19 protein-coding genes are annotated in these 16,214 nt (G+C 66.3%); 8 read left to right on the top strand and 11 right to left on the bottom strand.

Going from position 1 to position 16,214, the window contains the following annotated elements:
* Window position 1 precedes the first annotated feature (1 nt).
* The 3 genes from AC1DYM_RS05555 to AC1DYM_RS05545 form a co-directional block, all read right to left on the bottom strand.
* Window positions 2-379: a hypothetical protein gene (locus AC1DYM_RS05555; RefSeq protein WP_477336757.1), complete on the bottom strand. Its 378-nt coding sequence runs from the start codon at window positions 377-379 to the stop codon at window positions 2-4.
* Window positions 376-999, bottom strand: a complete 624-nt coding sequence (locus tag AC1DYM_RS05550; protein WP_181016715.1) for an RNA polymerase sigma factor — start codon at window positions 997-999, stop codon at window positions 376-378. Before AC1DYM_RS05550 ends, AC1DYM_RS05555 begins: the two co-directional genes overlap by 4 nt.
* 97 nt (window positions 1,000-1,096) lie before the next feature.
* Window positions 1,097-1,546, bottom strand: a complete 450-nt coding sequence (locus AC1DYM_RS05545; protein ID WP_477336755.1) for a hypothetical protein — start codon at window positions 1,544-1,546, stop codon at window positions 1,097-1,099.
* A 191-nt stretch (window positions 1,547-1,737) separates the two neighbouring features.
* On the opposite strand from AC1DYM_RS05545, the gene sufT reads away from it, so the two are divergent.
* Window positions 1,738-2,295, top strand: a complete 558-nt coding sequence (gene sufT / locus AC1DYM_RS05540) for a putative Fe-S cluster assembly protein SufT (protein WP_477336753.1) — start codon at window positions 1,738-1,740, stop codon at window positions 2,293-2,295.
* A 21-nt stretch (window positions 2,296-2,316) separates the two neighbouring features.
* Here the strand turns inward: sufT and AC1DYM_RS05535 are convergent, their stop codons facing one another.
* A complete protein-coding gene (locus AC1DYM_RS05535) occupies window positions 2,317-2,769 on the bottom strand; it encodes a DUF4279 domain-containing protein (protein WP_477336751.1) in 453 nt (150 codons plus the stop codon).
* A 231-nt stretch (window positions 2,770-3,000) separates the two neighbouring features.
* Here AC1DYM_RS05535 and AC1DYM_RS05530 point away from each other — a divergent pair, with 231 nt between their 5' ends.
* Together AC1DYM_RS05530 and AC1DYM_RS05525 are read left to right on the top strand one after the other, a co-directional pair.
* Window positions 3,001-4,839, top strand: coding sequence for a M4 family metallopeptidase (locus tag AC1DYM_RS05530; protein ID WP_477336749.1), 1,839 nt, complete (start codon window positions 3,001-3,003; stop codon window positions 4,837-4,839).
* Between the two features lie 199 nt (window positions 4,840-5,038).
* Entirely contained in the window at window positions 5,039-6,388 is a 1,350-nt protein-coding gene (locus AC1DYM_RS05525; RefSeq protein WP_477336747.1) for a S8 family peptidase, read from the top strand.
* A gap of 4 nt (window positions 6,389-6,392) precedes the next feature.
* On the opposite strand, the gene AC1DYM_RS05520 is transcribed toward AC1DYM_RS05525, so the two are convergent.
* The 4 genes from AC1DYM_RS05520 to wrbA form a co-directional block, all read right to left on the bottom strand.
* Window positions 6,393-6,878: an asparaginase domain-containing protein gene (locus AC1DYM_RS05520; protein WP_477336745.1), complete on the bottom strand. Its 486-nt coding sequence runs from the start codon at window positions 6,876-6,878 to the stop codon at window positions 6,393-6,395.
* A 38-nt stretch (window positions 6,879-6,916) separates the two neighbouring features.
* Window positions 6,917-8,584, bottom strand: coding sequence for an acyl-CoA dehydrogenase family protein (locus tag AC1DYM_RS05515; RefSeq protein ID WP_477336743.1), 1,668 nt, complete (start codon window positions 8,582-8,584; stop codon window positions 6,917-6,919).
* Between the two features lie 64 nt (window positions 8,585-8,648).
* Window positions 8,649-8,987 (bottom strand): DUF2069 domain-containing protein, encoded by a 339-nt coding sequence (locus AC1DYM_RS05510; RefSeq protein ID WP_477336741.1) that lies wholly within the window; start codon window positions 8,985-8,987, stop codon window positions 8,649-8,651.
* On the bottom strand, window positions 8,984-9,586 hold the full coding sequence (wrbA, locus tag AC1DYM_RS05505) for an NAD(P)H:quinone oxidoreductase (protein ID WP_477336739.1): 603 nt from the start codon (window positions 9,584-9,586) through the stop codon (window positions 8,984-8,986). Before wrbA ends, AC1DYM_RS05510 begins: the two co-directional genes overlap by 4 nt.
* A gap of 81 nt (window positions 9,587-9,667) precedes the next feature.
* Here wrbA and AC1DYM_RS05500 point away from each other — a divergent pair, with 81 nt between their 5' ends.
* Genes AC1DYM_RS05500 through AC1DYM_RS05490 form a run of 3 tightly spaced genes read left to right on the top strand, consistent with a single transcriptional unit; the run spans window position 9,668 to window position 11,683 of the window.
* Entirely contained in the window at window positions 9,668-10,942 is a 1,275-nt protein-coding gene (locus tag AC1DYM_RS05500; RefSeq protein ID WP_477336737.1) for a YihY family inner membrane protein, read from the top strand.
* A complete protein-coding gene (locus AC1DYM_RS05495; protein WP_477336735.1) occupies window positions 10,939-11,412 on the top strand; it encodes a TlpA family protein disulfide reductase in 474 nt (157 codons plus the stop codon). The genes AC1DYM_RS05500 and AC1DYM_RS05495 overlap by 4 nt, the downstream gene beginning before the upstream one ends.
* A gap of 1 nt (window position 11,413) precedes the next feature.
* Window positions 11,414-11,683: an acylphosphatase gene (locus AC1DYM_RS05490; RefSeq protein ID WP_477336733.1), complete on the top strand. Its 270-nt coding sequence runs from the start codon at window positions 11,414-11,416 to the stop codon at window positions 11,681-11,683.
* Window positions 11,684-11,799: 116 nt separating this feature from the next.
* On the opposite strand, the gene AC1DYM_RS05485 is transcribed toward AC1DYM_RS05490, so the two are convergent.
* Entirely contained in the window at window positions 11,800-12,246 is a 447-nt protein-coding gene (locus AC1DYM_RS05485; RefSeq protein WP_477336731.1) for a copper chaperone PCu(A)C, read from the bottom strand.
* A complete protein-coding gene (locus tag AC1DYM_RS05480) occupies window positions 12,243-12,860 on the bottom strand; it encodes an SCO family protein (protein ID WP_477336729.1) in 618 nt (205 codons plus the stop codon). Before AC1DYM_RS05480 ends, AC1DYM_RS05485 begins: the two co-directional genes overlap by 4 nt.
* Window positions 12,861-12,941: 81 nt before the next feature.
* Between AC1DYM_RS05480 and AC1DYM_RS05475 the strand changes: the two genes are divergently transcribed.
* A complete protein-coding gene (locus AC1DYM_RS05475) occupies window positions 12,942-13,325 on the top strand; it encodes a DUF423 domain-containing protein (protein ID WP_477336727.1) in 384 nt (127 codons plus the stop codon).
* A gap of 86 nt (window positions 13,326-13,411) precedes the next feature.
* On the opposite strand, the gene AC1DYM_RS05470 is transcribed toward AC1DYM_RS05475, so the two are convergent.
* A complete protein-coding gene (locus AC1DYM_RS05470) occupies window positions 13,412-14,905 on the bottom strand; it encodes a transglutaminase-like domain-containing protein (protein ID WP_477336725.1) in 1,494 nt (497 codons plus the stop codon).
* 125 nt (window positions 14,906-15,030) lie between these two features.
* Between AC1DYM_RS05470 and purT the strand changes: the two genes are divergently transcribed.
* Window positions 15,031-16,212 carry a formate-dependent phosphoribosylglycinamide formyltransferase gene (purT, locus tag AC1DYM_RS05465; protein WP_477336723.1) on the top strand — a complete coding sequence of 394 codons (1,182 nt, stop codon included), beginning with the start codon at window positions 15,031-15,033 and terminating at the stop codon, window positions 16,210-16,212.
* The last annotated feature ends 2 nt before the right edge of the window (window positions 16,213-16,214 follow it).

The raw sequence follows: 16,214 nt of genomic DNA, 5'->3' as shown, positions 1-16,214 counted from the left end.
ATCACTTATGGGCAGCGGACGGCTGCGTGTCGTTGTAGGCCAGCCAGCTGTAGAACTGCAGGTTCTGGTACAGGGCGGGGTCGGCGCTGTCGGGATCCGGCGGGAGATCGGTCGCCTCCGTATCTGCCGACTGCATGACCGACGGGGGTGCCGACGGGGGTGCCGAACCGGGTTGCCAGAGCATCAGCGACGCCAGCGCGACGACGGCAAAGGCGCCCGCGGGCAGCATCAGGCGACGTGTCGCGGATTCATGCGGCGCGGCCAGCGCGGTACGCCGGGCCGCGCGCAGGCGGCCGGCCGTGGCCGGATCCACATCGCGGCTGGCGCGCAGGTAGAGTTCCCGGGCGCGACGTTCGAGGTCTCGATCGTGCTGGCTCATCGCCATGCCTCCAGTTGATCGCGCAGCGCATGCATCGCGCGCGAAAGGTGAGTCTTCACACTACCGTCGGAGCAGCCCATGACGGCTGCGGTTTCGGCAACATCCAGCCCTTCCATGATGCGCAAGGTGAAAGCCTCGCGCTGCCGCTGGGGCAGCTTGCGTACCGCGACGACGATGTCGCCATACGCCTGTGAGTCCTGCAGCCGGGCGGACGGGTCCGGACTGTCGTCGGCGGGCTCCCAGGCCGGAAGCTCGTCGCCGTCGTCGTCGCGGCCCCCGCCGATCCAGCCGACGATGATCGAGCGCACCTTGCGGCGGCGCTGGAGATCGACGATACGGCGGCGGAGGATGCCCCAGAACAGCGGCGTCCACTCGCCCGGTGGCTTGTCGGCGTAGTGACGGACCAGGCGCAACATCGCGTCCTGCACCGCATCCATGCCGTCTTCCCGGTTACCCAGATGGATCTCGGCCATGCGCCAGGCGCGCCGCTCGATGGCCGCCAGGAAGGCGTCCATGCTCGCAGGAACCTCGCGGACATCGTCGAGGGATGCGCTGTCGAGCGCGAGCGAGCCGTTCACGGCGCCCTTCGCTTCGTCGGTCTTGGCATCCTGATGCTCCATACAGCCTGAATCTCTCCGGTAAACGCGGTCGGCGACCGCCGGTTGACTGGTTCCGCACCCGCCATCTTCATGGGCCGGGTATTTACGGCCTATGAAGTCAGGAGCGTCCCGCCGTCCGACGCCCGACCGGCCACGCGACGAGGGCGGCGAGCAAAGCGCCGGCAAGGTAGAGAAAAAGATCCCAGGGGCCCTGCGCTAGGCGGGCCAGTTCGAGCAGCATGCCCGCCCCGGCGTCATGGATGGCCTGGCCGAAGCCGATGCCCATCATCCCCGAGATGGTCGCCGCCGCCACCAGGCAGGCGGTATAGGCCGAGGCAAGCAGGGTGGCGAGGGCCGCCAGGGCCGAGCCCGGTCCGCGCTCGATGCGCAGCCAGCGCCGGACCACGATACCGAGCACCCAGCCCACCGGAAGCACCAGCGCCGGCAGGGCGCGGCCGAACATCATCGACGGCACCATCCAGACGGCACCGGCGGCGAACCCGAACGCGGCGGCGCAAAAGGCGCCGAAGAGAAGGCCGGGGAGGCGGCGGAAACGCTCAGCCGGCATGGTGTTCCTTCCGATGGCGCATGGGATCCGGGGGCGGGTAAAGGGGGGCAATGATAGCGGGCCAGCGGGCGGCGCGCTCTTGAGGCGGTCGGCCGTCGCCCCGATCTAGCCTGCAGGATGGTTACCGTCGGCTCCCGGCGGGCGCATAATCGACGACTTTGCGGCCGCGGTGCGGCCTTTACAGGACAGCAATGAGCGGTTTCAGCCTCAGCAGCGAACCTTTCACCCTCGAGCGCGACTGCCAGGCGGTCATGGTGCCCCAGGGCGAGACGGTGACGCTTCCGGCCGGCCAGATCGGCTACATCACCCAGGCCCTGGGTGGGAGCTTCACCGTGTATGTGGAAGGCAACCTGTTCCGCATCGCCGGCGGCGATGCCGACGCGCTCGGCAAGGAACCGCCTCGTCCGATCGAACTGGAAGACGGTGCCTCCGACGACGAAGTCGAGAAGCTGGTCTGGCAGCAGCTGCGTACCTGCTTCGATCCCGAAATCCCGATCAACGTGGTCGAGCTCGGCCTGGTCTACGACGTCAGCCTGGAGTCGAACGACGAAGGCGTGCGCAAGGCCTACGTGAAGATGACCCTGACCGCGCCCGGGTGTGGCATGGGCGACATCCTTGTCGACGATGTCCGCACCAAGCTCGAACTCATCCCGACGGTCGTCGAAGCGGACGTCGACCTCGTCTTCGATCCGCCCTGGAACCATTCGATGATGTCGGATGCGGCCAAGCTCGAAACCGGCATGCTCTGAGCAGCATGCTCTGAGCAGGCATCAGGCGACCGGGGATACCGCGATATTGGCTTCCAGCGAGGCTCCGTAGAGCGCCACGGTCCGGATGTTAACTGGTGACCAGTAGCAGGCCGGCACACGGTCGCCCGCGACCTGCACGTGCAAGCCAACATGCGCGTCGAGTTCCAGGCTGCGGATGGTCGCGACGATGTCGTCCCGGCGCGGTGCCAGCACGGCCAGCAACTGGCTGAGGGCATCGTCGAGCGAGTAGGTCCGCTGCTCCGGTAACTCCACGCACCAGCCGTGGCTGCGACGCTGCAAGGTATCCCCCTCCGTTTCCCCGCGCTGCCAGCACCGGGCACCGGTCACGCCCAGTTCGTCGAGCAGATGGTCGAGGGTGTGCCGCTCCGACGTGAGTCGGAACGAGGCACGCACCGAAGGGGTCATGTGGCGGAGGTCGAGGTCGATATCGGTGGGCTGCGTCATGGCGTTCATCTTCGCAAGTTCGTGTCGTGGATCCGTGCGTCGCTTCGCGGTTCCGGCGGTTTCCTAGGGAAATCCCTAGGTAGTCGACCGTCAGAACTTGCGCTAGGTTGACAAGGACTTTCGGCAGGGGGCCGAAAGTTGCAACGGGCATCGCGCTTCGGCGCGTCAATCATATCGTTCGGAATGTGGTCCACACGACCGCAATGGGTTCGTGTGGCCTGTTCCTGGAGGAGGAACGTAATGGCAAGTCATGTTCGCTTGAAACTCCTGGTCGCTTCGCTGGCCGTCGCTACCTGTTCCGTCGCCTCGGCGGCTACCGAGCAGGCCCTGCGCGCACAGAGTCTGGGAGCCATCCCCGCCAGCCAGCTGGCCGCAAAACTCGGCCTCTCGGCCGACAACGCCTTCGTGGCGAAGAACGCGCTGCCGACCGTCAGGGGTACGCAGACCGTTCGCATGCAGCAGACCTTCAAGGGCGTGCCGGTCTTCGGTCGGAGTATCGCCGTGGAGCAGGACGCCCAGGGTAATTCGCTGGTCGCCAACGGCGTGGTCACGTCCGATCTTCAGGTCGACCTGGCATCCGTTACGCCGAAGATCGACGCGGCTCGTGCGGTGGCGCTCCTTGGCAAGCAGGCGACGGCACTGGCCGGTGCGGTGGCCAAGCCCGAGAACGCGAAGGCGGATCTCTACGTCTATCCCGGCGACGGTGTCGCCGCACGCCTGGTTTACCTCACCTCGTTCTTCTCTGGCGGCGACCATCCGACGCGTCCCACGGCATTGATCGACGCCAACACGGGCGAGATCATCGAGCAGTGGGATGGCCTGACCTACGCCGAAGTGAATGCCACCGGTCCTGGCGGCAATCAGAAAACCGGGCAATACACCTGGGGTGCCGGCGGTAAACCTGCCCTGATCGTCACGCAGTCGGGGAATACCTGCACGGCGCAGAACACGAACGTGAAGACGTACAACCTCAACCACGCCACGTCCGGTAACGGCACGTTGTGGAGCTTTACCTGCTTCAACTCCGCCGGTGACGCGATCAACGGCGCCTACGGACCGATCAACGACGCGCATCACTTCGGCGGCGTGGTGCACGACATGTACACCGCCTACACCGGCGCGGCACCCCTGAACCAGGTGCTGGTGATGAAGGTGCACTACGGCTCAAGCTACGAAAATGCGTTCTGGGACGGCAGCTCGATGAACTTCGGCGACGGTGCCAGCACGTTCTATCCGCTGGTGGCCCTGGACGTGACCTCGCACGAAATCAGCCACGGCTACACCGAGCAGCACTCGAACCTGACCTACAGCGGCCAGTCCGGCGGCATGAACGAAGCCTATTCGGACATCGCCGGCGAAGCGGCCGAGTACTACGATCGCGGCACCAACGACTTCCTCGTCGGTGCGGACATCGTCAAGGCCAGTGCCGGTATCGGCACCGCACTGCGTTACATGTGCGATCCGCCCCAGGATGGCGGTTCGATCGGCAACGCTTCCGATTACACCAGTGGCCTCGACGTGCATTACTCGTCCGGCGTCTACAACAAGGCCTTCTGCCTGCTGGCGAAGAAGACCGGTTGGGACACGGTGAAAGCCTTCAAAGTATTCGCTCGCGCGAACGCTTTGTACTGGACGGCGAGCTCCACGTTCAACAGTGGCTCGTGCGGCGTCGCCAGCGCGGCGACCGATCTGGGCTTCTCGGCCACGGATGTCGCCTCGGCATTCACCGGCGTCGGCGTCACCTGCTCGACGGGTGGCGGTGGCGGCGGTGCCCTGACCAATGGCGTCGCCAAGACGGGCCTCGCCGGCAGCACCGGCCAGGAGCTCAGCTACACGGTGGTGGTCGCGGCTGGTGCCAAGAACCTCGTCATCGCCACGAGCGGCGGCACGGGTGACGCGGACCTCTACGTGAAGTTCGGTTCCGCGCCGACCACGTCGAGCTACAACTGCCGTCCGTACAAGTCAGGCAATGCCGAGTCGTGCACCTTCGCGACGACTCAGGCAGGCACGTACTACGTCAAGGTCCGCGGCTACTCGGCTTTCTCGGGTGTGTCGTTGAAGGCTACCTGGACGCCGTAAGCGCTCTCGAGCGTGCGTAATCCGAGGCCCGGCGGTGACGCCGGGCCTCGTTCGTCTGGCATGGCGTAGGCCTGGACGTGGAGCACGCCTCGAACTATTCCGACATTCGCCGTGGATGCCAGGTGGATGCTTGTGTGGGTGCGTGTCTTCTAGCTTGTTTCGACCGGCGCCAAGGAGCGCCTTGTCGAAGGAACGCATCATGTCGAAGTCTCCCGGTTTGCCTTGTGTGGCCGTTGTGCTCGGTTTCGCGTTAAGCACGCCCGTCGTTGCCGCGAACGAAGCGACGACGCGCTACATCGTTCATTTCGACGATGCCATGACCGCAAAGGCCGCGGTGAGCGAGGCGGCACCCGCCACGAGGCGACGTCGTTCGCCTTCGTGGCATCGGGGTCGTCTGGCGACAGGCGGTGAAGTGATGGAACTCACCGCCGCCGAGGCCGAGGCGTTGGCCGCCGCGGAGGGCGTCGTCGCGATTGAGGAAGACCGCATGGTCACGCCGGCCGGCGGTATCGTCGACTCGCTTTGGCGGCGCCAGTGGTACATGCACGATCCGAAGGTCGGTATCGATGCAGCGGTCGCATGGGTCGATACGCGCGGCGACGGCGCGGTCGTCGCCGTACTGGATACAGGCATCACGGCGCACCCGGAATTCGACGGCCAGCTGCTTCCCGGCTACGACTTCATCACCGATGCCTCCACGGCACGTGACGGCGATGCGCGCGATGCTGACCCAACCGACGAGGGTGACTGGACCGAGCCAGGCGACTGCGGTTCGCAGCGGAGCGAGCCCTCATCGTGGCATGGGACGCATGTCGCCGGCATCGTCGTCGCGAGGGCAGGCAACGTGCCGGGCATCGTCGGCGTCGCACCGGAGGCCAAGCTGGTCCCGGTGCGTGTCATGGGGCGCTGTGGCGGCCGGCTTTCCGACGTGGCGGATGCCATCGTCTGGGCCTCCGGTGGCGAAGTGGCCGGCATACCCAGCAGGCCTCCCGTCGATGTCATCAATCTCAGTCTGCGCCTGCCCGGTGCCTGCGGTACGGCCATGGGACGCGCGATCGCGCAGGCGCGTGGCCGGGGCACGGCTGTGGTGGCGGCCGCAGGCAACGATTCGATATCCGCTTCCGCCGTATCGCCGGCGAACTGCCCCGGTGTCGTTTCCGTCGCCGCGCTCGACCGCGACGGAGGCATGGCGTGGTACTCGAACTTCGGCAACGGCGTCACCGTGGCGGCCCCGGGCGGTTCGCTCAGGCAGTTCGGCACCGACGATATCCTGTCGTCGGTCGACGCCGGCGCACGCACGCGCCAGCGCCCCGTCTTCAAGTACTACGCGGGCACATCCATGGCGGCGCCGCAGGTCGCGGGGCTGGTCGCGCTCATGCGAGCGGCCGACCCGCGCATCGGCGTGGACGAGATCACGACACAGCTGGTCGACAACGCCAGGCCGCTGCCGGGTCCTTGCCCGAAAGGTTGCGGAGCAGGGCTGATCGATGCGGGGGCGACGGTCGACGCGGTGGTCGAGGATCGGGTGTTTTCCCGTCCGGGCGACTGAAGGGTCAGATCGCTTCGAAACGATTCGCGTCGCGGTTCTTGCGCACGGTGGCGGGATCCCACACGCGGCCGTTCATGGCGATGTAGACACCGTCGGCCAGCGATTGCACCGCGCCGACGGCGCAGCCAATGTTGAACACGGCATCGGAGCCCTGGAAGCGCGCGGGGTTCAGTGCTCCGGTCAGGACGATGACCTTGCCGGGGATGCCCGCCAGCACGCGCGCGGTCTCGACCATGGTGTCGGTGCCGTGCGTTACCAGCACATGGCGGTGCGGCTGGGCTTCGATCGTGCTGCGCATCAGCACGCGATCTTCGTCCGTCACGTGCAGGCTGTCCTTGCGCAGGATCGGAATCACGTCGAAGCGGAACGCGACGCCGAGCTGCTGGAGGATGTCGGCGATCTGYGGGCTACCGATCTGGTAGTCCGACTTGTCGTCGAAGTAGACCTTGTCGATCGTGCCGCCGGTGGTAACGATGGTGAGCTGCTGCATGTCAGACCTGGGAAGCCGGGTAACGCGGGGCAGCCATTCTACCCCGTGGCCGGGCCGGTCATGGGCGGGGCGTCGGTCGCGAGCAGGATGTCCTCGTCGTTCTCCGGCAGAGCGAGCCGGTCGAGGCCACGGGCGATGAAGCGCCGGGCAGCGGCCGGGGCCCGGGGGTCGCCGCTGGCGCTCGCCCATCCCGCCGAGCGCACCAGCAAGGCGGCCGCCATCGTGCGCGCCAGCGTGTAGGCAACGCCGCGCGCGGAGGCTTCGAGCGAGGCGCGGTCCGCGACGACGTCGCCGAGCAGGGCCTCGGTGGCGTCGAGGGCGGCGTGGATCGGCGTCCGCTCGGGGGCATCACGATCCACCAGTGCATCGATGGCGATCCGCAACGGTGCGATGCCGGTGCTGCCGATGGCGCGCAGCATGTCGAGCGAGAGGACATTGGTCGTGCCCTCCCAGATGGCGTAGACCTGGGCATCGCGTAACAGCTGAGGCAGGCCCGTGTCCTCGATGTAACCGGCGCCGCCGAAGCATTCGAGCGCTTCGGAAACGACACGAATCGATACTTTCGCCGTCCACAGCTTGGCCAGTGGTGTGAGCAGGCGGAGCAGGGCGGCCTCGTGCACGGCGCCTTCGCCGCGCTCGGTGCGACCCAGCAACTCGGCGACGAAGAACGTGAGCGAGAAAGCGGCTTCGAACTCGGCCTGCATGTCGGCCAGCGTGCGGGCGTGCAGCGGATGGTCGATCAGTCGTGCCGCGAACGCGCTGCGCCGTGTCGCGTAGTCGCGCGCGAGGGAAATGGCACGGGCCATGCTCGCGACGGCGCAAACAGCGTTCCAGGTTCGCGTGACGTTGAGCATCGGCGCGATCTGGCGCACACCGTGGTCGAGCGCGCCTACCGGCGTCGCAGGCAGGCCGTCGAGATGGATCTCTGCCGTTGGCAGTTCGCGGGTGCCGAGTTTCTTCTTCAGGCGATCGATCGTGATGCCGCGCCAGGATCCCTGGTCGTCCTTGGTTTCGACATAGAACAAGGCGAGGGCCGAGGTGCCATGACCCGCGCCTTCCGGGCGAGCCAAGGCCAGGGCGGCTTCGCCGACCACGGCGGAGCTGAACCATTTGCGGCCGTACAGGCGCCATTGGCCGTCGGCGTCCTGGCGGGCAACGGTTTCCGTGCGGCCGACATCGGATCCACCCGGCGTTTCGGTCATCCACTGTCCGGAAAGCCAGAACGTCGCCGCGTCGCGGCTGAGAAAATGCGGTAGTGCGCGATCGATCAGTGCGCGGTTGCCCGAGGCGCGTATCGCCGTGGCGGCGCCGTCGGTCATGGCCAGGGGGCAGCAATAGAATTCGCTGGCGATGTGATACAGGTACACACGCGCGAACTCTTCCACGCGCGCCCAGGGTGAGGCATCGTGACCGGACGCGAGGACGGCATGGCGGGTGGTGATGCCGGGACCTTCTTCCCAGGCGGGCGTGAGCGCGATGCGATCCACGCGGGCGCCCCACGCATCCCACGAGGTGAGGACGGGTTCGGTGCGCGGTGTGCGGCCGCGTCGATCCCAGGCCATGACCGCGTAATCGCCGAGGGCCTCGAGGTCGGCACGCACCGCCTCGAGCCGGTCGGCCGGCAGGACACGGCCGAGCCATGCGTTCAGTACGCGGTCGTTGCGATAGGGATGCGCCAGTTGCGGCGCGTCCTGCAGAAAAGCCATCGTGGCGTCCTCTCCGTCAGTCAGCGGGCCTAGCGTGCACCGATGACTTTGCCGAGTCCATCGACTAGCGCGGCCGGCGAACACCCACGCCCAGTGTGCCAATGAGCAGCAGGGTCAGGACGAGCTCGATCACCCCGAGCCAGCGGTCGGGTCCGCCGCTCCACGTTTCGGTGACGCCGTGGCAGAAATAGAACAGCGCCAGCACGCCGACCCATAGCAGCGCACGCGTCACCCGCGGCAACGACAGCAGGGGCAGGAGCAGTGGCGGCACGGTGATCACGAAGGCAACCCAGGTCGGGATCGATACCGGCGGATACAGCGAGTACCACAGCACCTGGAGCAGGAGGAGGCCGCCCCATGCCCACAGCCCGGTCGTTTGCGTGCCAGTGAGGGGCACGCTCATGCGGCAGTCGCCAGCCGCCGCGCCACATCGGCCAGTCGCCGTCCCAGCGCACGGGCAAGCTCCCGCTCGTGCTCGCTGATGGTGTTGTCCCCGCGACCGCCGGCCACGTGGCTGGCGCCATAGGGTGTGCCGCCGCTGGTCGTGCTGGTCAGCGCGGGCTCGGTGTACGGAATGCCGACGATCAGCATGCCGTGGTGGAGCAGGGGCAGGGCCATCGACAGCAAGGTGGCTTCCTGGCCACCGTGCATCGTGCTGGTCGAGGTGAACAGGGCGGCTGGCTTGCCTGCCAGTGCGCCGGATGCCCACTCGGCACCCGTGGTGTCGAGGAAGTACTTCAACGGCGCGGCCATGTTGCCGAAACGCGTGGGGCTGCCCATGGCCACGCCCACGCACTCGAGCAGATCGGCGCGGGATACGTAGGGAGCACCCTCGTCCGGCTCCGGCGGCATGGCGATTTCGGTCACTGGCGCCACCGGCGGCACCTGGCGCAGGCGTGCCCGCATGCCCGGTACTTCCTCGATCCCGCGGGCGATGAGGCGTGCGAGCTGGGCCGTGTGGCCGCTACGGCTGTAGTAGAGTACGAGGACGTCGTGGGACATGGATGGGCGCCTGTGCGAAGGCGCTAGTCTCGCAGAATAGCCACACGTTCCCAATGTTTCGGGACAGGATTAAGGACAGACATGCCGCCGCTTCGCTTCGACCGCGACCGCGCCCTGAGCTTCACCCGCTTCACGTGGCTGCGCTTCGTCGACGATAAATGCTTCGAGACGGCCGGTGCGCTGTCGTACACGACGCTCGTCTCGCTCGTGCCGCTGACCGTTGCCGTGTTCGCCATTCTCTCGGCGTTTCCGGTGTTCGCCGAGTGGCGCGGCAGCCTGGCCAACTATGCGTTCCAGAACTTCGTGCCGGCCACGGGCATCAAGATCCAGGAATACATGCTGGCCTTTGCCGACAAAGCCAGCCAGCTGACCGGTATCTCCATCCTGGTCATGCTGTTCAGCGCCGTGTCGATGATGATCAGCATCGAAGACCGCATGAACCGCATCTGGCGCGTGCGCAAGCCCCGAGGATGGACGTCGCGTCTTTTGCTCTACTGGGCGGCACTCACGCTCGGACCCATCCTCGTCGTCGGCAGCCTGGTGCTCACCTCGTACATCACCGCGTTCCCGATGCTGCACGCGGCGGCGGACCAGATCGCCACGCAGAGCCGTCTGCTCAATTTCCTGCCGTTCGTCATCACCTTCGTCACCCTGGTGCTGATGTACACCATGGTGCCCAATCGCCGGGTCGACTGGCGACACGCGGCCATCGGTGCATTGCTGGGCGCGATCCTGTTCGAGATCGCGCGCTGGGGTTTCACGCTGTTCATCCGTAATGCGCCGACCTACGAGGAAATCTATGGCGCGCTCGCGGCGATCCCCATCTTCCTGCTGTGGATCTACCTCTCCTGGATCATTGTGATCCTCGGTGCGTCCATCGCCGCTTCGATCTCCGCGTTCGAGTACACCATGCCGCAAGAGGCCTTGCCCGAAGGGGCCGAATTCATCGGCCTGCTGGTGGTGCTGCAGCACTTCGTCGAGGCGCAGCGCGCCGGCGACAGTGTGGATCCCGCCACGGTTCGCGTGCGCGCCCCGTACCTGCCATCGAGCGCGATCACCTGTTACTTCGACGATCTCCAGCGCGCAGACATGATCCAGCGCGGCGAGGCCGGCGGCTGGTTGCTCACCCGCAGCCTGGACTGCACGGAGCTGCTCCGCGTGTACCGGTGCACGTCGTATCGCCTGCCCCTGCATCCGCGCGAGCAGGTGGAGCGACTCGGCATCTATCTCCCCACCGAGCTGCTCGTGCTGCTCGATCACCTTGCCGCCGCGCTGGACGCGACGCTGGGTGCGCGGCTCGACCAGCTCTTTCCCCCCGCTGTCGTCAGTGTTTCCATCGAGGACTCTCCCGCATGATTCGCCGCTTTCTCGCCGTCGCCCTCACCGCTCTCGTACTCACGGGCCCGGCGATCGCTGCCACGGCCGCCACCCCCGATCTGAAAATCACCACGCTGGACGGCAAGCCGTTCGACCTCGCCGCGCAGCATGGCAAGTGGGTGGTGGTCAACTACTGGGCCACCTGGTGCGTGCCCTGCATCAAGGAAATGCCGGACATCTCGGCCTTCGTGACGAACCACAAGAACGTCACGGCGATCGGCCTCGCTTTCGAAGATACCGATGCGAAAGACATCCGTGCCTTCCTTGCCAAGCACCCCGTCGCGTACCCGATTGCCCAGGTCGACGTCATGGACCCGCCGAAAGCGTTCGAGGCGCCGAAGGGCCTGCCGACGACGTACCTGATCGCACCGGACGGCACGGTGGCCAAGCGCTTCGTCGGCCCCGTGACCGAGCAGAGCCTCGGTGAGGCCATCAGCAAGGGGAAATAAAATGAAAGCCGCTCGTTTCGTCGTCAGGGGAAAGGTGCAGGGTGTGTTCTTTCGTGCTTCGGCGCGAGAGCAGGCCACGGCACTCAAGCTCACCGGCCACGCCCGTAACCTGCCGGATGGCAGCGTCGAGGTGGTCGTCTACGGCGAGGCAGCGGCAATCGACCGGCTCGACGTGTGGCTGCACGACGGCCCGGACTCGGCCGAGGTCAACGAGCTGTATCGCGAGGATCTCGGCGCGCACGACGCGCCGAGCGAATTCATTACCAGGTAGCTGCAGCCCGCTAGCAGGTAGGAGCCGATTTATCGGCGATCCCGCGGCAGCGGGCCAGGTTATCGCGAGCACCCATCGCCGATGAATCGGCTCCTACAAGAAACGGCCGGGTGGACTCAGTCGGTCGCGCCGGTCGCATTCGCTGGCCTGGCCAGCAAAGTGACGGGAAGATTCTGCCCGTCGGACAGCTTGAACGTCACGACGATCTTGTCGCCCGGCTTCACCGGATGTTTCGCGTCCATCAGCATCACGTGGTAGCCGCCCGGCGAGAAGGCCAGCTTGCCCTTCGGCGGCAGCGCGACGCTGTCGACCATTTCCATGCGTCCCATGCCGCCGTCGGTGCTGCTGCGGTGGATCATGGCCTCGGCATAGTCCGGCGACGACGCACCGACGATCGACACGGCGCGATCGGACAGGTTCTCGAAGCTCACGTAGCCGCCCGCGGGCAAACTTCCCGGCAGGACACGTAGCCAGCCATCGCTGGTCTTGACCAAAGGTGCGTCCGCGGCTTGTACCGCGCCGGCAACGAGCAACAGGGCAATGGCGAGTGATCGGAAAGTCACGGGTGGGCTCCCAGTGAAGTGAGGAGGTGCAGGTCGTGCACCATGTCGTCCTGCGATGCGGAAGGCGTGGCCAGCAGGCGGGCCTTGCCCTCGGCGTCGAAGAAATAGATGGCCGAGCTGTGGCTCACGTCGTAGGCGCCATTGCCACGATCCGGTTCGCGGGTGAAGGCGGAGCGGTAGCGCTTGGCCAGCGCTTCGACGTCGGCGTCCGAACCGACCAGGCCGACGGCACGMTTGTCGAAGGCGTTGACGTAGGCGTGCATGATCTCCGGCGTGTCGCGCTTGGGATCGACGCTGACGAACAGGATGCGGACGTTGTCGGCCGGCGGGCCAAGACGATCCAGGACCACATGCAACTGAGTCAGTGTCAGCGGGCAGACATCCGGGCAATGCGTGTAGCCGAAGTACATGAGGGTGACCTTGCCCTTGAAGTCGGCGCCGGTCACGGCCTTGCCGTTGTCGTCGGTCAGCCGGAAGTCGAGGTCGGGCAGGTGGCCGGACACATCGGTCAGCCGCCACTCGGGTTGTGGCTGGCGTTGGCAAGCGCTCACGCCGACGAGAGCGCTAAGGATCAGCAAGGCCCACAGGACCCGGCGGGAGAACGAGGGCTTCATGCGACACTCCGCGACATATCCCGCAAAGGATACGCCACCCGTGCCGGCCGACAGGCACCTCTTTCACCTGGAACGATCCGGATGCGACAACATGTCAGCGGTGCCCAAGCCCTTCTCGTCGGCATTGCCGGCGCCTCCGCGGTCGTGCTCGGTGCGTTTGGTGCGCACGCGCTGCGTGGCGTGGTGGACGACCACGGCCTGGGCATCTGGCACACAGGCGTCGAATACCACTTCTGGCATGCACTGGCCCTGTTCGCTGCGGTAATCGGACTGCCCGTCGGCCGGGCGCGGTCGGTGGCGATCGTCCTGTTCGCCCTGGGCATCGTGCTGTTTTCGGGCAGCCTCTATGCGTTGGCCGTGGGGGCGCCGCGGCTGGTGGGGCTTGTAACGCCGGTGGGTGGGGTGGCGTTTATCGGTGGGTGGATCGCGGCGGGGTTGTCGTTGCGGGCGGCGCCCGCTCTGTAGGATCGCCGATGAATCGGCTCCCACAGAGGAGCCGGCGCATCGCCGCTGAAGCGGCTCCCACACGGTCATTAGCGGCTCCCGCGCGGTCAGTTGGACCCTTTGCCTCCGGGGCTGGCGGTCATCCCGGACGGGATGGGCATGTCCATCAGGTTCGACGCGGCGATCGCGCGATTGATGGTGATGTGACCCAGCGTGCTCATCGCGGCAAAGAAGCGCCAGGGGTCACCATTGCCGACGCCGAGCGCGATGTGGGTCGAGTCGAATCGTCGTTGCGCCGAGTCGAAGCTGATCCAGCGTCCGTTGATGAAGGCCTGCGTCCAGGCGTGGGGAATGAAGACGCGCGATGCGCCACCCATGCGCTCGACATAGACGATGCCGGTGACCACCCGCGCCGGGATACCGACCGCCCGCGCCAGGGCTGTCAGCAGGACGGCGTGCTCGGTGCAGTCGCCGTTCCGGCTTTCCATGGTTTCCAGGGCCGATGCGTAGCCGACATCGAGTCCTTTCCGCGAGATGTAGTCCGAGATGTAGGAGCGAAGTCGACGCATGCGCTGGAGATCGCTGGTGGCGTCGCCGATGATCTGTTTCGCGAACGCACGGATCTGCGGCGAATCCGATTGCACCCAGGCATTGGATGCGATGTCTTCGGGAGAGGGTGCCGCCTCATCGCTCGTCATGTGGCCGAAGCCGACGTCGATCATGTAGACGCCATCGCCGATCGCGGTGACATGTTGCTCATCGGTTTCGACGAAGGGTTGCGGGAAGTTGCCGCGCACCGTGATGGTGTAGCGCACAGGCGCAGCACGCAGCCCCATGACCATCGGGCGTGGTGATTGGATCATGGCCGCACGGAGCAGGTCGACGTCCTGGTCGGGTGCCTTGGCGCAGGCCTCGTTGCATGCCGCCATTTCCAGGCGAAAGCCGAGCATCGGCGAGATGCCGCGGCGGATGTAACCCTGGTTGTCGACCCAGATATCGACGCTGCGATCGCCCGTGAAGCCTACCAGCGACTGGCGCAGATGATGCAGGGTTTCGCGGTTGCCATCGGGCATCTCGATTACCTCATCACCGATGACGAGGACATCGACCGTGGCGACCTGTTGCTTGACGGCGTCGAAGTTGCGGATCTGGTACGTCGTGCCCTGGCGGAACCCATGAGCGACCATGGACAGGCGTTGTCCTTCGGCCAGCGACGCACCGGTAGGCCAGATCAGCAGGTTGACCTTCGACTGGCCGCCCACCGTATTGGCCACCTGGAAAGCCCCGTCATCGCGGACCTCGCCCTGCACCAGGTTCTGCTGCGACGACATGTTGGTCGTGGCGTAGAAAGCCAGCGGGGCACCCAGCGCGGACTCCACGGTCTGGATGCGGGTCTGGAGCAGGATCGGTGTGTGCACACGGGTGAGGCGGAAGTTGAGGACCTGGGTGGTGGTCACCTTGTCGCCCGCCTGGTCGCGGTCGATCTGCAGGTTGCCCACCTTGCGACCGTCGAGGAGAACGGTCATCCAGCGCTGATCCGCCAGGGCCGAGGTGGCGGTCAGACACAGCAGTACGGCGACGGCGGCAAGACGACGTCTCATGAGCGTACTTCCGGATTGTTGGGGACAGCCTCATAACAGCACTTTCGTGGCTGGAGTCAAGTACCCCATTGGTCGTGTCCCGGCCCGGTAGAATAGGGGCTTCGCATTCCCTCCGGACCCGCCCCATGACCAGCTTCGGCACCCCGCATTCCCCTAACGCTCTGAAGGTGCTTCTGCTGGGGTCCGGCGAGCTCGGTAAAGAGGTCGCCATCGAGCTGCAGCGCTTCGCCGTCGAGGTGATCGCGGTGGATCGCTACCCGAATGCGCCGGCCATGCAGGTGGCCCACCGCAGCCACGTGATCGACATGCTCGACGGCGCCGCCCTGCGCAAGCTGATTGAAGAAGAGCAGCCGCACCTGGTCGTTCCGGAGATCGAAGCGATCCACACGCAGACCCTCATCGAGATGGAGAAGGAAGGCCTCAAGGTCATCCCCACCGCCAGGGCCGCGTGGCTGACCATGGATCGCGAGGGTATCCGCCGCCTCGCCGCGGAAGCCCTCGGCCTGCCGACCTCGCCGTACCGGTTCTGCGACACGCACGAGGCGTTTCTGGCCGCCATCGCCGAGCTCGGTACGCCGTGCGTCGTCAAACCGGTGATGAGCTCGTCGGGCAAGGGGCAGAGCGTCGTGCGCGAGCCGGGCGAGGCGGACGCGGCGTGGGAATACGCGCAGTCCGGCGGCCGCGCCGGTCGCGGTCGCGTCATTGTCGAAGGCTTTATCGATTTCGACTACGAGATCACCCTGCTCACCGTACGCCATCGCGATGGCGTGTCGTTCTGCGCGCCCATCGGTCATCGCCAGGAAGAAGGCGACTATCGCGAATCGTGGCAGCCGCAGCCGATGAGCGATGCAGCCCGCGCTTCCGCCGAGCGCCAGGCCGACGCGATCACGGCCGCCCTGGGAGGCTGGGGCGTGTTCGGCGTCGAATTCTTCGTGCGTGGCGACGACGTCATCTTCTCCGAAGTCAGTCCGCGCCCGCACGACACCGGTCTGGTCACCCTGATCTCGCAGGACCTTTCCGAATTCGCCCTGCACGCGCGGGCCATCCTTGGCCTGCCCGTGCCCGACATCCACGCGTTCGCGCCGGCGGCCTCCTGTGCCGTACTTGTCGAAGGCGAAGGCGCGGCGCCGATGTATCACGGCGTCGCCGAGGCCCTGGCCGAGACGGGCACGATGTTGCGCATCTTCGGAAAGCCGGAAGTGCGGGGTCGCCGCCGGATGGCCGTGACCCTGGCCCGAGGCGCGACGGTGGAGGAAGCCCTCGACAAGGCCAAGCGCGCGGCCAGCCGTATCCGCGTCGAGCTTTGAAC

This window comes from Luteibacter sp. P1_D3 (genome assembly GCF_056406135.1).
This window is presented reverse-complemented; position numbering and strand designations above follow the sequence as displayed.

Bases quoted from the DNA above. Each gene is read 5' to 3' on its own strand.
- AC1DYM_RS05555 (WP_477336757.1), bottom strand. From the start codon at position 379: ATGAGCCAGCACGATCGAGACCTCGAACGTCGCGCCCGGGAACTCTAC.
- AC1DYM_RS05550 (WP_181016715.1), bottom strand. From the start codon at position 999: ATGGAGCATCAGGATGCCAAGACCGACGAAGCGAAGGGCGCCGTGAAC.
- AC1DYM_RS05545 (WP_477336755.1), bottom strand. From the start codon at position 1,546: ATGCCGGCTGAGCGTTTCCGCCGCCTCCCCGGCCTTCTCTTCGGCGCC.
- sufT (WP_477336753.1), top strand. From the start codon at position 1,738: ATGAGCGGTTTCAGCCTCAGCAGCGAACCTTTCACCCTCGAGCGCGAC.
- AC1DYM_RS05535 (WP_477336751.1), bottom strand. From the start codon at position 2,769: ATGAACGCCATGACGCAGCCCACCGATATCGACCTCGACCTCCGCCAC.
- AC1DYM_RS05530 (WP_477336749.1), top strand. From the start codon at position 3,001: ATGGCAAGTCATGTTCGCTTGAAACTCCTGGTCGCTTCGCTGGCCGTC.
- AC1DYM_RS05525 (WP_477336747.1), top strand. From the start codon at position 5,039: ATGTCGAAGTCTCCCGGTTTGCCTTGTGTGGCCGTTGTGCTCGGTTTC.
- AC1DYM_RS05515 (WP_477336743.1), bottom strand. From the start codon at position 8,584: ATGGCTTTTCTGCAGGACGCGCCGCAACTGGCGCATCCCTATCGCAAC.
- AC1DYM_RS05510 (WP_477336741.1), bottom strand. From the start codon at position 8,987: ATGAGCGTGCCCCTCACTGGCACGCAAACGACCGGGCTGTGGGCATGG.
- wrbA (WP_477336739.1), bottom strand. From the start codon at position 9,586: ATGTCCCACGACGTCCTCGTACTCTACTACAGCCGTAGCGGCCACACG.
- AC1DYM_RS05500 (WP_477336737.1), top strand. From the start codon at position 9,668: ATGCCGCCGCTTCGCTTCGACCGCGACCGCGCCCTGAGCTTCACCCGC.
- AC1DYM_RS05495 (WP_477336735.1), top strand. From the start codon at position 10,939: ATGATTCGCCGCTTTCTCGCCGTCGCCCTCACCGCTCTCGTACTCACG.
- AC1DYM_RS05490 (WP_477336733.1), top strand. From the start codon at position 11,414: ATGAAAGCCGCTCGTTTCGTCGTCAGGGGAAAGGTGCAGGGTGTGTTC.
- AC1DYM_RS05475 (WP_477336727.1), top strand. From the start codon at position 12,942: ATGCGACAACATGTCAGCGGTGCCCAAGCCCTTCTCGTCGGCATTGCC.
- AC1DYM_RS05470 (WP_477336725.1), bottom strand. From the start codon at position 14,905: ATGAGACGTCGTCTTGCCGCCGTCGCCGTACTGCTGTGTCTGACCGCC.
- purT (WP_477336723.1), top strand. From the start codon at position 15,031: ATGACCAGCTTCGGCACCCCGCATTCCCCTAACGCTCTGAAGGTGCTT.